Below are 13,524 nucleotides of genomic sequence, written 5' to 3' on the forward strand. Positions count from 1 at the left end.
AAAAGCGCCCCGCGAAGTCACGGGGCGCATAGTTTAGTCCTGACGATCCGGAGCAACCAGACGGCGGATCAGATCACCTTGGAGTAGCGGGTCCGCTCCCGGTCGGAGCGCAGGAACTTGTCGAACACCATGGCAATGGCCCGCACCAGCATGCGGCCGGCCGGCATCACGCTGATCCACTGGTCGTCGATCTTCAGGAGCCCGCCCTTCTCCATCTCGCGCAGGTCGGCGAGCTCGGCGGCGAAGTACTTCTTGAAGTCGATGAGGTGGGCGATCTCGATGGATTCGATGGACAGCTCGAAGTGGCACATCAGCGCCTGGATGATCGCCCGGCGCAGCAGGTCGTCCGGGGTCAGCTCAATGCCGCGCAGGACCGGCAGGCGGCCGGTGTCGAGGATGTCGTAGTACTCGTCGAGCGTCTTCACGTTCTGGGCGTACGTCGGCCCGACCTTGCCGATGGCGGAGACGCCGAAGGCCAGCAGGTCGCACTCGGCGTAGGTCGAGTAGCCCTGGAAGTTGCGGTGCAGGCGGCCCTGACGCTGGGCAGTGGTGAGCTCGTCGGTCGGCTTGGCGAAGTGGTCCATGCCGATATAAACGTAGCCGGCCTCGGTGAGGCGGCGGATGGCCAGTTGCAGGATCTGCAGCTTGGTCTCACCCGACGGCAGCTGCGCATCGACAATGCGGCGCTGGGGCTTGAAGAGGCTGGGCAGGTGCGCGTAGTTGTAGATCGACAGGCGATCCGGCGACAGGGCCAGGATCTGCTCCAGGGTGCGGTTGAAGCTGATGACGTTCTGTTTGGGCAGGCCGTAGATCAGGTCGACGCTCACCGACTTGAAGCCGTGGGCGCGGGCCGCGTCGATCACCAGCTTGGTCTCTTCCTCGCTCTGGACGCGATTGACGGCCTTCTGCACATCCGGGTTGAAATCCTGGATGCCGACGCTCATGCGGTTGAAGCCCAGCTCGGCCAGCAGCGCGACGGTGGCTTCATCGACCTTGCGCGGGTCGACCTCGATGGAGTATTCGCCGTCCGGCACCAGCGTGAAGTGCTTCTTCACGATGCCCATCAGCTGGCGCAACTCGTCGTGGGACAGGAAGGTGGGCGTGCCGCCACCCAGGTGAAGCTGCAGGACTTCCCGCGGGCCCTGCAGGCAGGCGACCTGAAGATCGACCTCCTTCTCGAGGTACTCCAGGTACTTGGCCGAGCGCCCGTGATCCTTGGTGATGATTTTGTTGCAGGCGCAGTAGTAGCAGATCGTATTGCAGAACGGGATGTGGAAGTATAATGAGAGCGGTTTGCCAATCCCGCCGATCGATCTCTTGCCGAGCCAGTCGCACAGCGCGTCGGAGTTGAAGGCCTCGACGAAGCGGTCTGCGGTTGGATACGAAGTGTAACGAGGGCCATTCACATCAAACTTGCGAATGAGCTCGGGGTCGAAAATCAGATCTTTTTGAGTCGCGTTCATGGGCGTGCTTCTATTAGTTCCGCGAAACGATCGCAGAATCATCCTGTAATCGTATTGATGTGGATCAAAGGGCTCCAAAGGTTGGTAAATCCTCTCAAGTCCAGGTGGTAAGCGTACAGATGAATTCTGCGATTCCAGCAACAATTATCGAGATCAAGACAGCGTGTTCCCAGTGCAACCTGCGTGAACTGTGTCTGCCGTTCGGGCTCGACCCGCGGGAAATCAACCAGCTCGACGAGCTCGTCGGAAGCCGTCGCAAGATCAAGCGTCAGCAGCATCTCTACCGCTCCGGGGAGTCCTTCGAGGCGATCTACGCGATCCGCGCCGGCTCGTTCAAGACCGATGTCATTCTGGAGGACGGCCGCGATCAGGTCACCGGTTTCCAGATGACCGGCGAAGTCCTCGGGCTGGACGGCATCAGTACCGAACACCACTCGTGCAACGCCATCGCCCTCGAAGACAGCGAAGTGTGCGTGATCCCCTTCAGCCGCCTCGAAGAACTGTCGCGCCAGGTGGAGAGCCTGCAGCACCAGTTCCACAAGATCATGAGCCGCGAGATCGTGCGCGACCACGGCGTGATGATGCTGCTTGGCTCGATGCGCGCCGAGGAGCGCCTCGCTGCCTTCCTGCTCAACCTGTCCCAACGCTTCACCGCGCGGGGTTTCTCGCCGTCCGAGTTCCATCTGCGCATGACCCGCGACGAAATCGGCTCCTACCTCGGGCTGAAGCTCGAAACCGTCTCCCGCGCCTTCTCCCGCTTCCAGGAAGAAGGCCTGGTGGCGGTCCAGCAGAAGCACATCCGCATCCTCGACACCCCGGGGCTCAAGCGGCTGCTGAACCATCACGCCATCTGATCAGACGAGCGCGAGCCAGCCTGCCGGGTTCTTGGTGAGCGCCACTGAAACAATGTAGGAAAACACGACCGCCGCCGCGGCGAGCGCCGTCACGCGCACGCCGAGCGGCCGCGTCGGCCGCAGGGCCACGGCGCCGAACCCGATGTAGGCCAGGAGCCCCAGCACCTTGGCGGTCAGCCAGCCATCCACGAAGGGGTACTGCCCAGCCATCCACGCCAGAGCAATGGCGCTGGCGAGCAGGCACGAGTCGATTACGTGAGGCAGGCGCCGGGTCAGCCTGGCTGCGAGAAGCGGTGAACCGGTGATCGACCACCAGCCGCGCAAAAGAAAACCCGCGCCGCTCAGCACGACGCAGGTGATGTGGAAATGCTTGATGAGCAGATACATGTCGCCTCGGATCGGGTTACGCCTTGACGACATTGTCGGGCATTCGCCCCGCCCCGTCCTTGCGGGGCCTCAACTTCAGCCGCGCAGGACGCCCACTTCCAGGGCCGCGAACCAGTTGATGAAACGCTGCACGTCGGCGCCCTGGTAGATTGAGCCGTGCTGGGGCACCAGCATGTCGATCTCCAGCCGCGAGACGCGCTCGCACCAATCGCGCTTGGCTCGGTCGGAGCCCATCCAGCGCTTGTGGAAGCCTTCCGCGTGACGGATGTGGCGGGAGAAATCCTCCACGTACAGCCCACCCTGGTCGGGCGGCAGGAGCGCCGCGCCGATGTCGCCGGAAAACAGGATCTTGGCCTTCGGATCGTACAGGTTGAAGTTGCCCGACGAGTGCAGATAATGGGCCGGCACGGCCTGCAGCTCGAGGCTGCCGAGCTTGATGGTCATGCCCGGATCGGGAATCGGCACGAAGGTGGTGTCCTCGCCGCCAAAGTGGGGCAGGAAGGACTGCCACAGCCAGCTGGTGTAGCACTTGAGCTCCGGCTTGAACTCCAGCCACAGGGCCAGGGACGAGATGATGTCCGGGTCCTGGTGGGAGGCGAACAGGCCGGCCAGCTTGGTGGGGTCGCACTCGGCCGACAGGGCCGAGAATACCGCCGGAAAGATCTCGATGCCACCCGGGTCGCACAGCAGCGCCTCCTCTCCATCGACGATCACGTATTCGTTGGTGTCGATGATGTAGCCCGGCTTGGTCGCGTCGCGCGCGATCGCCAGCCAGCGGTGGTCGTCTTCCTGGAAGATACAGTGAGCCTGCTTCATGGGTTCCTAGTCCTTTACGAGCCGTTCCTTGCCGAGCACTTCGAGGGATCGCTTGATCTGCGCGATCACCTCCGCGAAATCCGTCGAGACCTGCATCAGCGCCGGGCTGAACCCGCCGCCGTAAGCCGCCTCGATCTTGGCCGAGCGGGCCAGCACGCCGCCCAGTTCGACCAGTTGCTGGGTCTCCTCGACCGCCGCGCGCAGGCGCAGGTCGAGGGCGCGCAGCTTGACCTGCTGGGCCGACAGGCGCGCCATCCCGCGCTTGCGGGCCTCGCGCACGCCGGGCACCTCGCCGGCGAGGCGGATCGCCTCGGCGAGGATCCGCGAGTTGCGCTGCTGCTGGACGACGCCGGTGACGCTGCCCACGGAGCCGGAGGTCATGTCACGCAGCGAGGCCATGTGTCGGGTGAGATCCTGGGCGAAGCGGCGCAGCTCGTTGGAGAGCACGCCGAAGCCCAGCGCTGCGTTGCCCGCGCGCTTGGCCAGGAAGATGGCGTTGAGGGCCATCAGGTTGATCCGGAAGGCCGTCGCGACGATGGCCTTGATTTCTTCGTTGACCCGCACGATGCCGGCAAGCTCGCCGGAGCGGTGGGTGGTCAGTTTGAGGTTTCGTTCGGGCGCATTCATTCGGGGCTCTCGGTGACGGACCGCATGGGTGGGACGCATCGATCGGAGCGGTCGCCGCCCTCGATCCCATCGGGATGAGCCGGCCGGCTGCCGCGGGGAGATTAACGGCGTGATGCCGTCAAGCTTGAGCCTCCCCGCAGCACCCTCAGGAAGCCGCCGGGCGCTTCGGCGGGAGCAGGAAATCCCGCGGCCGGGTGCGCAGGCGATGCCACAGACGGCGGCGCAGCTCGCGCAGGTCGGACTTGGGCAGATCGTAGGCGCGCACGGCGGTCATCAGCGACAGGGCGAAGCTCACCCCGAGGTTGAGCACGAACATCACCCCGACGCCCGCCACCGCCAGCGTGAGCAGCCCGGTGCCGACCCACTTCATCTCGAGGGACGAGGTGGCGAGGCTGAGGATGCCGGAGTTGAGCGTCACGTGACGCACGTCCAGCGGCAGCCCGAAGAACTTGCCGAGCACCGGCGTCATCCCCAGCATCAGCCCGAGGGAGATGTTGGTCGCCCAGCCCGACATGTTGCGCGACACGATGCCGGCGAGCCGCATCATGCGCAGCCGCCCGAAGCGGTTGCCCAACCGGTGCTCGGCGATGGCCTGGGGCAGCCGGTGATACACCGCCCAGTTATCCACCCAGCCACCCACCAGCGCCGCGAGGTACAGGATCACCCCGGTGAGCGCCGCGTAGAACACTGTGCCGCTATCGACCGGGCTGAGGGAATGGAAGACGTAGCGGGCCTCCTCGGTGGTGAGGAAGGCGTGACCGGTGGCAAGGCGCCACGCCGCATCGAAGGCGTAGGCGCCGCAGGCCACCACCACCACGTTGGCGATGGTCGCCGCCAGCTGCGAATGGCAGATGGACGCGGCGTAATCGACGATCACGTCGAGCCGCTCGTTGCCCTTGCGGTCGCGGATGATGGCCGCGAAGGCGGCGGCCGTCATCGCCGGCTGCTTGGTGGCGAGGATCAGCCCGAGCGCCTGGAGGATCAGGAAACTCACCGCGTAGTTGATGCCGGAGCCAAGCCCTTCCAGGAACAGCGCCAGCCCGGCGCCGGCGACGGTCATCTTCATCGCCGCGGTGCCCACCGTCAGCAGCCCGCCACCGGCAGCGGCTACCCAGATATGGCGGTAGTCCTCGTTGTTTTCAGCGATGTAATGCTCGCCGGTCTTGCCCGCGCGGTCGACGATGCGCCGCTGCAGGCGCTGCAGGTTGGCCCGCACCAGATGGCGCAGGCTGGCGCTCTCGTGAGCGGCGTAGGCCAGTTGCTGGAGCAGCAACAGGACAGGCCCCGCCGAGCCGGGGTCGGCGGCCATCACCCCGACGATGGTCTCCATCCGCGTGAGGCAGCGGTCGAGCACGTCGAGCCCATACACGATATCCACGCTGATGCCCTCGGATTCGAGGCGCGTGGAGATCAGGTGCATCTCGTCCCGGCAGGCGGCCAGATCGAGCTGCCAGGCCTCGACGAGCTGCATCGACACGCGGCCCTGCTCCCAGGCGCAGAGCAGGTTCTCGCCGCTGTCGGCGAGCCGCCGGAAGGGCGAGCGGGCCACCGGCCGATGCTCGCCCCGGGCCCGCAGCTTGAGGGACAGGCCCTGCCCCTGGACCCGGGCCAGAAGCAGCCGGAAACCATCGGCCATCGCGCCCTTCAGCGCCGTGCTCATCCCTGGATCATCAGCCGGGAACAGCAGATCCACGGCCCGCTGGAAGGTGGACGGCTGCAGACCACGAATGAGGGTCAGATCCTTGTTGCGCCGGAAACTGCGGCTCATCAGGTGCGAAAGGTCGTGGTCGTCCCGGGGCGAAGGAATGAGCTTGGCAGTGAAGCGGTCGCCGAACTCCGACAGAAAGCCCCGGTCGCTGGGAATCCCCACCTCGCCGAACAGGTTGGCCCCATCGGTCTCGTCGAGGATGCAGCGGATCGCCCGGCGCACCGCGGCGGCCAGGTCGGGGTGGGCGGCGAGCACGTCCATCAGCACCGCGAAACGCTGGGTGGCCGAGCCGTGCACGTCGGCCGAGTCGATATACACATCGCTCCACAGGGCACCGCCGGCCAGCCAGGCGGTCAGTTCCCGCCAGGCGTCGAGCCGGTCGGGCAGGTCGGCGGCAGCCACCAGCGCGGCAAGGCGCGCAGCAAGCCTGGGAAGATCACGCTGCCCCTGGCGCTGCTCGGGGAGGACGGAGTGGATTGACGCCAGCAGAGTATCGCGGGTGAAGGCCTCGGCAAGCGCCGCGTCGAGGGTAAAAGTGTTTGGCATAGGGCAAGTATGACCCGAGACGGCACTTTTTGGTTCGTCTTCCTGCAAGGCGAGGCGCTTCCACCCCGCAGCGCGCCCTGCCGGTTTACCATCGCCCCATGCTTCCGATCCTGTTCCAGGACGACCACGTGGTCGTCATCCACAAGCCGGCCGGGCTGCTTGTCCATCGCAGCGAGCTCGACCGCCACGAAACCCGCTTTGCCGTGCAATTGCTGCGCGACCAGCTCGGCCGCCACGTGCATCCAGCCCACCGTCTTGACCGGGGCACCTCGGGCGTGCTGGTGTTCGCCCTCGACCGGGACACCGCCCGCCGGCTCGGCGGCCAGTTCGAACGCCAGGAGGTCGCCAAGACCTACCTCGCCGTCGTGCGCGGCCATCCGCCCGAAGCCGGTCGCATCGACCACGCCCTCACCCGTCGCCGGGACGACGCCGAGTGGGTGGGCGACGAGTCCTCCGAAGCCGCCCAGCCCGCCGTCACCGATTTCCGTACCCTCGCCACCTGCGAGCTGCCCTTCGCCGTGGACCGCTACCCCACCAGCCGCTACGCGCTGGTCGAGCTCACGCCCCACACCGGCCGCAAGCACCAGATCCGGCGCCACCTCAAGCACCTCTCCCACCCCATCATCGGCGACGCCACCTTCGGCAAGGGCCGCCACAACCGCTTCTTCCAGCAGCACTTCGGCTGCCACCGGATGCTCCTCGCCTGCGCGCGGATGCAGTTCGTCCATCCGCTCAGCGGTGAGCCGCTCGATGTGGTCGCCCCGCCAGACGGCGAATTCGCCACGGTGCTCGACGCCCTCGGGTGGACCACCGCCCTGCCACCCGGGCTTTATCCACCCTTACCTGCCGCCCACCCGGCTTGACACGCCGCGTTCCTGAACGCCCCTCTGCCGGGGAACCCCCGGCTACGGCGACACGATCAAGCCACCCGCTCAGCGTCCCCTCGCCACATCAAGCCACCCCGACGCTCCCGCCGTTCGTCGCGTCAACACCTTGCGACATCACGGTGCTTTCACCTGTAACCGAGGCCGGCTAAGATTGACGGTCTTTTGCCCGGCTCACCGATGAAGCTCCCCGACCGTTCCGACCTGTCACGCCTGTCCCTGGCGCGCGCTGCGCGTCTTGGCCCCCTGCTGGCGTGGGGCGTTGCCCTTGCCGTTACGGCGTGGGTGGCGGTCGACCTCTTCTGGCGCTTCACCGCACCGCGCCCGCCGGCGCTTCCCGTCGCCACCGAAGCCGATCCACTGCGTGCCGCCCAGGCCATCGCCAGCCGGCACCTGCTTGGCAAGGGCGCAGCGCCGGGCGCCCCGGCCGCCGTGGTCGCCGCGCCGGGCCGCTACACCGTCCAGGCCGTCGTCACCGGCGCCGCCGGCCGCCCTGGCTGGGCCGTGATCGCCATCGACGGCGGCCCCCAGCTGGGTTTTGTCGAAGGCCAGGAAATCCGCCCCGGCGTCACCCTCGCCCGGGTCGCCGGCGACGGCGTCGAGCTCACGGTGGGCGGCGCCCGCCAGCGGGTCGCCCTCGCCGAACGCGGCGCGCCCACGGCCGCCCCCGGCACCCCGGGCGATCCGTCCATGCCGCCCGCCCACCCGCTCCCCAATCAGCCCCAGCCCGTCGTGACCCTGCCATCCGCGCGGATGCACACCGAGGTCAACGCCGTCGACGCCAGCCAGCAACCGTCCCAGGCCGGCTTCCCATCGAATCTCCAGGCCCAGCCCTTTCCGAGCCCGAACGACCAATGAAACCTGCCCGCCGCAGCCCGGGATCTGCCCGCCATCCTCTTGCCCGCACGCTCGCCTTCAGCTGCGCCCTGGCCTTTACCGCCGGCATCGCCCTGCCGCCCGCAGCCGCCCTCGCCGCCGAGACTGAAACCCGCGGCAGCAACACCGATCCCGTCTCGCTCAACTTCGTGAATGCCGACATCGGCGGGGTGATCCAGGCCATCTCAAAGATCTCGGGGCGCAACTTCATCGTTGATCCGCGGGTCAAGGGCACCCTCAACATCGTCACCGCCCGCCCGGTGCAGCGCCAGCTCACCTACTCGATCCTCCTGTCGGCGCTGCGCCTGCAGGGCTACACCGCCATCGAGGGCCAGGGCGTCACCAAGATCGTCCCCGAAGCCGACGCCAAGCTCCACGCCGTGCCGGTGGGCAAGGGCCAGGGCGCCGGTGGCGGCGACCGCCTGACCACCCAGGTGTTCAGCCTCAAGCACGAATCCGCCGCCCAGCTGGTGCCGATCATCAGGCCCCTGGTGTCGCCCAACAACACCGTCACCGCCTACCCGGGCAACAACTCGCTGGTGGTCACCGACTACGCCGAGAACATCGGCCGGATCGCCCAGATCATCGAATCCATCGACGTGCCGCAAACCGGCCTGCGGGTGATGACGCTCCAGCACGCCTCGGCCCTTGATCTCGCCCAGACCATCAACCGCCTGATGAACGACACCGGCGCCGCGGGCGTGGCCGGCGCAACCGGCGGCATTGCGGGCGACGCCAGCCAGCGCGTCTCGGTGACGGGCGATCCGCGCACCAACAGCCTGCTGGTGCGCTCCGACAACCCGTCCAAGCTCAACGCCGTGCGCCAGCTGGTGGCCAACCTCGACCAGCCCGGAGCCAGCGGCAACATCCACGTGGTCTACCTGAAGAACGCCGAAGCCACCAAGGTCGCCCAGACCCTGCGCGCAGTGGTCACCGGCGAAGCCGGCGGCAGCGGCAGCTCGGGCGCTGGCCAGAGCACCTTCGGCGGCACCAACAGCAACACCAGCACCGGCTCGAACTTCGGCAGCAACAACACCACCGGCAGCCAGAACAACACCACCGGCTTCGGCAACACCCCGTCGTTCAGCAACAGCAGCACCAACACCAGCGGCGCCACCGGCAACGGCTTCATCCAGGCCGACCCGATGAGCAACGCGCTGATCATCACCGCGCCGGATGCCATCTACAACAACCTGCGCAAGGTCATCGACCAGCTCGACCGGCGCCGCGCCCAGGTCTATGTCGAGGCGCTGATCACCGAAGTCAGCACCGAGAAGGCCGCCGAGATCGGCATCCAGTGGCAGGCCGGCAAGGTGGGCGGCACCACCGCCTTCGGCGGCACCAGCTTCAACACCACCGGCAACAACATCCTCAACCTGGCCGCCAGCCTCGCCAGCAGCAGCTCCACCACGCTGCCGGGCAACGGCCTCAACCTGCTGCTGGGCGGCGGCACGGTGTCGGTGGGCGGGCGCGAGATCGCCAACCTCAACATGCTGGCCCGCTTCCTCGAGTCGGACACCAAGGCCAACATCCTGTCCACGCCCAACCTGGTCACCCTCGACAACGAAGAGGCCAAGATCGTCGTGGGCCGCAACGTACCCTTCGTCACCGGCACCTACACCACCACCTCCACCGGCGCCAGCAACCCCTTCACCACCGTCGAACGCAAGGACGTGGGCCTCACCCTGAAGGTCAAGCCGCAGATCTCCGAAGGCGGCACCGTGCGTCTGCAGATCTACCAGGAAGCCTCGGCGGTCATCGAATCCACCGCCACCGCCACCACCGGCCCCTCCACCACCAAGCGCTCCATCGAATCCACCGTGCTGGTGGACGACGGCGCGGTGATCGCCCTCGGCGGCCTGGTCGAGGATTCCTACTCCGGCGGCGTCGAGAAGGTGCCCGTGCTGGGCGACATCCCCTACCTGGGCCAGTTCTTCCGCTACGACTCGCGCAAGCGCGGCAAGACCAACCTGATCGTCTTCCTGCGGCCGGTGATCCTGCGCGACGCGGCCGCCATCCAGGGCATCTCGGCCGACCGCTACAACTACATCATCGGCCAGCAGCGCGATCTCGACGAACCGCGCAACCTGATGCGCCGCGAACCCAACCCGCCGCTGCTGCCCCCGCCGGGCAGCCCGCCGCCGGCCGTGCCCTACAACCTCCCGCGCATCGATCCGGCCGCCGCTGCCACGCCCGCACCCGCCGGCAGCACCCCGGCGCCCGCCGCCGCCGGCTACAACCCATGAGCAGCCCGGCCCTGCCCTACGCCTTCGCCAAGGCCCACGGCATCCTCGTCGCTGCCCAGGGGGCCGATCGCGCCCAGCTACTGCTGCGCGAAGGCGCCGATCTTGCCGCCCTGGCCGAAGTCCGGCGCACCCTGGGCCTGCCGCTGGCCATCGAGAACGTCTCCCGCGCCACCTTCGAGGCGCGGCTGTCAGAGGCCTACTCCGGCGCCGATGGCAACGCCGCCGATGTGGTCGCCGACGTGGGCCAGGAGGTCGACCTCACCCAGCTCATGACCGAGCTGCCGGCCGTCGAGGATCTCCTCGAAACCCAGGACGATGCGCCGATCATCCGCATGATCAACGCGCTGCTCACCCAGGCCGTGCGCCAGTCCGCCAGCGACATCCACATCGAGCCCTACGAGCGCAACTCGGTCGTCCGCTTCCGCCGTGACGGCGTGCTGGTCGACGTGGCCCAGCCCCACCGCGCACTCCACGCGGCGATGGCCTCGCGGATCAAGATCATGGCCAGCCTCGACATCGCCGAAAAGCGCCTGCCCCAGGATGGCCGCATCACCCTGCGCCTGGCCGGGCGGCAGGTGGACGTGCGCGTCTCCACTTTGCCCACCACCCACGGCGAGCGAATTGTGCTGCGCCTGCTCGACAAGGGCAGCGGCCAGCGCGGCCTCGACAGCCTGGGCATGGCCGCCGACACCGTCGCGCCGTTTGCCAGGCTCCTCGACCAGCCCCACGGCATCCTCCTCGTCACCGGCCCCACCGGCTCCGGCAAGAGCACCACGCTCTACGCCGCGCTGCAGGGCATGGACGCCCGGAGCCGCAACATCGTCACCGTCGAAGACCCGGTCGAATACGACCTCCCCGGCGTCGGCCAGATCCAGGTCAACAGCAAGATCGACCTGTCCTTCGCCCGGGCGCTGCGCGCAATCCTCCGGCAGGATCCGGACGTCATCATGATCGGCGAAATCCGCGATCTCGAAACCGCCCAGATCGCCGTCCAGGCCAGCCTCACCGGCCACTTGGTGCTTGCCACCCTGCACACCAACGACGCCGCCTCGGCCGTCACCCGCCTTGTCGACATGGGCGTCGAGCCCTTCCTGCTCGCCTCCACCCTGCGCGGTGTGCTGGCCCAGCGCCTCGTGCGCCGCCTGTGCCCGGCCTGCCGCAGCGCCACGCCCACCACCGCCGCCGACCGCAGCCTGCTCGGCCCCGGCAGCCCGAGCCAGCTGTGGCACGCCCCGGGCTGCCCCGAATGCGGCCACACCGGCTACGCCGGGCGCACCGGCATCTACGAGCTGATGGTCACCGACGACGCTCTCCAGCGCCTGATCCACACCGCCGCCGACGAAGCCGACCTGCGCGCCCACGCCCGCCACCAGGGCAGCCGCAGCCTGCGCGACGACGGCCTGCGCCTGCTGGGCGAGGGCGTCACCTCGGCCGAAGAGCTCCTGCGGGTCACCCGGGATTAAGCGATGACCGCCTTCCGCTATCGCGCCGTGGACAACGCCGGCCGGGAATCCGCCGGCGTGCTCGAAGCCGACACCGGCAAGGCTGCCCGCAGCCTGCTGCGCGAGCGCGGGCTGTTTCCGCTGGAAGTCGCCTCGGTGGCCCAGGGCGCCGGCGACGGCAAGGCCGTCCGCCGCAAGCTGAAGGAAGCCGACCTCACCCTGCTCACCCGCCAGTGGGCCACGCTGCTGGCCTCGGGCCTCACCGTCGAGCAGGCGCTCGCCGCCCTCATCGAGCAGGCCGAAACCGAATCCACCCGCCAGCTGCTGGCCGGCGTGCGCTCCGAGATCCTCGCCGGCTACAGCCTGCGCGCCGCCCTCGATCGCTACCCGCAAGCCTTCACCACGCTCTATCGCGCCTCGGTGGCCGCCGGCGAAAAATCCGGCGAGCTCGCCCGGGTCATGAACCAACTCGCCGACTACCTCGACCGCAGCCACGCCCTGCGCACCAAGACACTGCAAGCGCTGCTCTACCCGGCCATCGTCGCCAGCGTGGCGATGCTGGTCATCGTCGGGCTGATGACCTACGTGGTGCCCCAGGTGGTCTCCGTCTTCCAGCAGAGCAAGCAGGCCCTGCCGCTCCTCACCCGGGTGCTCATCGTGGTCAGCAGCCTGCTGCGGGAATGGGGCTGGCTGATGATCCTGGCTATCATCGGCGGGCTCTTCGCCGGCCGCGCAGCCCTGCGCGACACCACCGTCAAGCGCCGCTGGGATGCCTGGCTGCTGCGCCTGCCGGTGCTCGGCCGCCACCTGCGCACGCTCGATGCAACCCGCTTCGCCAGCACCCTGTCGATCCTCGCCGGCAGCGGCGTGCCGCTCCTTTCGGCGCTGGACGCCGGCCGCCAGGTGATCAGCCGCCTGCCCCTGGCGGATGCCGTCGCCACCGCCGCCGAACGCGTCCGCGAGGGCCAGCCCCTGTCCCGCGCCCTGGGCGCCAGCCGCCAGTTTCCGCCGCTGCTCATCCACATGATCGCCAACGGCGAGGCCACCGGTCGCGTCGATGAACTCCTCGACCGCGCTGCCCGCCTCCAGCAGGCCGAACTCGAAAACCGCACCGCCACGCTCACCGCCCTCCTCGAACCCATCCTGCTGCTCATGATGGGCGGCTTCGTATTGGTGATCGTGATGGCTGTGATGCAACCCATCATCGAAATCAATACCTTGATGAAATAAGGAACCACCATGCACAACGCCCCCCGCCGCGCCCGCGGCTTCACCCTGATCGAAGTAATGGTCGTCATCGTCATCCTCGGCGTGCTCGCCGCGCTGGTGGTGCCCAAGGTGATGAGCCGCCCCGACGAAGCCCGCGTCGTCGCCGCCAAGCAGGACATCTCGTCGATCATGCAGGCCCTCAAGCTCTACAAGCTCGACAACCGCCGCTACCCCAGCGCCGAGCAGGGCCTGCAGGCGCTGGTCACCAAGCCCGCCGCCGCGCCGGTGCCCGACAACTGGAAGTCCTACCTCGACAAGCTGCCGATGGACCCCTGGGGCAAGCCCTACCAGTACGTCATCCCCGGCCTCAAGGGCGAGGTGGACGTGATGAGCTTCGGCGCCGACGGCATCTCCGGCGGCGAAGGCTTCGACGCCGACGTCGGCTCCTGGAACCTCTGACCCCATC

At 67.9% G+C, this 13,524-nt stretch carries 12 protein-coding genes; 7 read left to right on the top strand and 5 right to left on the bottom strand.

Translation table 11 applies throughout. The features are described from left to right. Positions 1 to 68 precede the first annotated feature (68 nt). Positions 69 to 1,463: an oxygen-independent coproporphyrinogen III oxidase gene (gene hemN / locus Q0672_RS15945; RefSeq protein WP_153161297.1), complete on the bottom strand. Its 1,395-nt coding sequence runs from the start codon at positions 1,461 to 1,463 to the stop codon at positions 69 to 71. A 119-nt stretch (positions 1,464 to 1,582) separates the two neighbouring features. Here hemN and fnr point away from each other — a divergent pair, with 119 nt between their 5' ends. Beyond that, on the top strand, positions 1,583 to 2,317 hold the full coding sequence (fnr, locus tag Q0672_RS15950; RefSeq protein WP_284189723.1) for a fumarate/nitrate reduction transcriptional regulator Fnr: 735 nt from the start codon (positions 1,583 to 1,585) through the stop codon (positions 2,315 to 2,317). Here fnr and Q0672_RS15955 read toward each other — a convergent pair whose 3' ends face one another. The 4 genes from Q0672_RS15955 to Q0672_RS15970 all read right to left on the bottom strand — a co-directional run bounded on the left by Q0672_RS15955 (position 2,318) and on the right by Q0672_RS15970 (position 6,401). After that, positions 2,318 to 2,704: a SirB2 family protein gene (locus Q0672_RS15955; RefSeq protein WP_298623768.1), complete on the bottom strand. Its 387-nt coding sequence runs from the start codon at positions 2,702 to 2,704 to the stop codon at positions 2,318 to 2,320. Between the two features lie 75 nt (positions 2,705 to 2,779). After that, on the bottom strand, positions 2,780 to 3,520 hold the full coding sequence (locus tag Q0672_RS15960) for an MBL fold metallo-hydrolase (RefSeq protein WP_298623770.1): 741 nt from the start codon (positions 3,518 to 3,520) through the stop codon (positions 2,780 to 2,782). 6 nt (positions 3,521 to 3,526) lie between these two features. After that, positions 3,527 to 4,147 carry a chemotaxis protein gene (locus Q0672_RS15965; protein WP_298623773.1) on the bottom strand — a complete coding sequence of 207 codons (621 nt, stop codon included), beginning with the start codon at positions 4,145 to 4,147 and terminating at the stop codon, positions 3,527 to 3,529. 145 nt (positions 4,148 to 4,292) lie between these two features. Beyond that, on the bottom strand, positions 4,293 to 6,401 hold the full coding sequence (locus Q0672_RS15970) for a hypothetical protein (protein WP_298623775.1): 2,109 nt from the start codon (positions 6,399 to 6,401) through the stop codon (positions 4,293 to 4,295). Between the two features lie 98 nt (positions 6,402 to 6,499). Here Q0672_RS15970 and Q0672_RS15975 point away from each other — a divergent pair, with 98 nt between their 5' ends. The 6 genes from Q0672_RS15975 (at position 6,500) to gspG (ending at position 13,517) form a co-directional block, all read left to right on the top strand. Continuing rightward, the gene (locus Q0672_RS15975; RefSeq protein ID WP_298623778.1) at positions 6,500 to 7,264 is read left to right on the top strand and encodes a tRNA pseudouridine(65) synthase TruC; all 765 of its coding nucleotides are present in this window, start codon (positions 6,500 to 6,502) and stop codon (positions 7,262 to 7,264) included. A 201-nt stretch (positions 7,265 to 7,465) separates the two neighbouring features. Beyond that, entirely contained in the window at positions 7,466 to 8,143 is a 678-nt protein-coding gene (locus Q0672_RS15980) for a type II secretion system protein N (RefSeq protein WP_298623780.1), read from the top strand. Further along, positions 8,140 to 10,407 carry a type II secretion system secretin GspD gene (gene gspD / locus Q0672_RS15985; protein ID WP_298623782.1) on the top strand — a complete coding sequence of 756 codons (2,268 nt, stop codon included), beginning with the start codon at positions 8,140 to 8,142 and terminating at the stop codon, positions 10,405 to 10,407. The genes Q0672_RS15980 and gspD overlap by 4 nt, the downstream gene beginning before the upstream one ends. Then, positions 10,404 to 11,870, top strand: coding sequence for a type II secretion system ATPase GspE (gene gspE, locus Q0672_RS15990; protein ID WP_298623784.1), 1,467 nt, complete (start codon positions 10,404 to 10,406; stop codon positions 11,868 to 11,870). Before gspD ends, gspE begins: the two co-directional genes overlap by 4 nt. 3 nt (positions 11,871 to 11,873) lie before the next feature. Then, positions 11,874 to 13,079, top strand: a complete 1,206-nt coding sequence (gene gspF / locus Q0672_RS15995; protein WP_298623787.1) for a type II secretion system inner membrane protein GspF — start codon at positions 11,874 to 11,876, stop codon at positions 13,077 to 13,079. A gap of 9 nt (positions 13,080 to 13,088) precedes the next feature. Continuing rightward, the gene (gspG, locus tag Q0672_RS16000; RefSeq protein WP_153161287.1) at positions 13,089 to 13,517 is read left to right on the top strand and encodes a type II secretion system major pseudopilin GspG; all 429 of its coding nucleotides are present in this window, start codon (positions 13,089 to 13,091) and stop codon (positions 13,515 to 13,517) included. The last annotated feature ends 7 nt before the right edge of the window (positions 13,518 to 13,524 follow it).

Source organism: uncultured Zoogloea sp. (assembly GCF_937894855.1).
In the GTDB taxonomy this organism is placed as follows: Bacteria; Pseudomonadota; Gammaproteobacteria; order Burkholderiales; family Rhodocyclaceae; genus Zoogloea; species Zoogloea oryzae.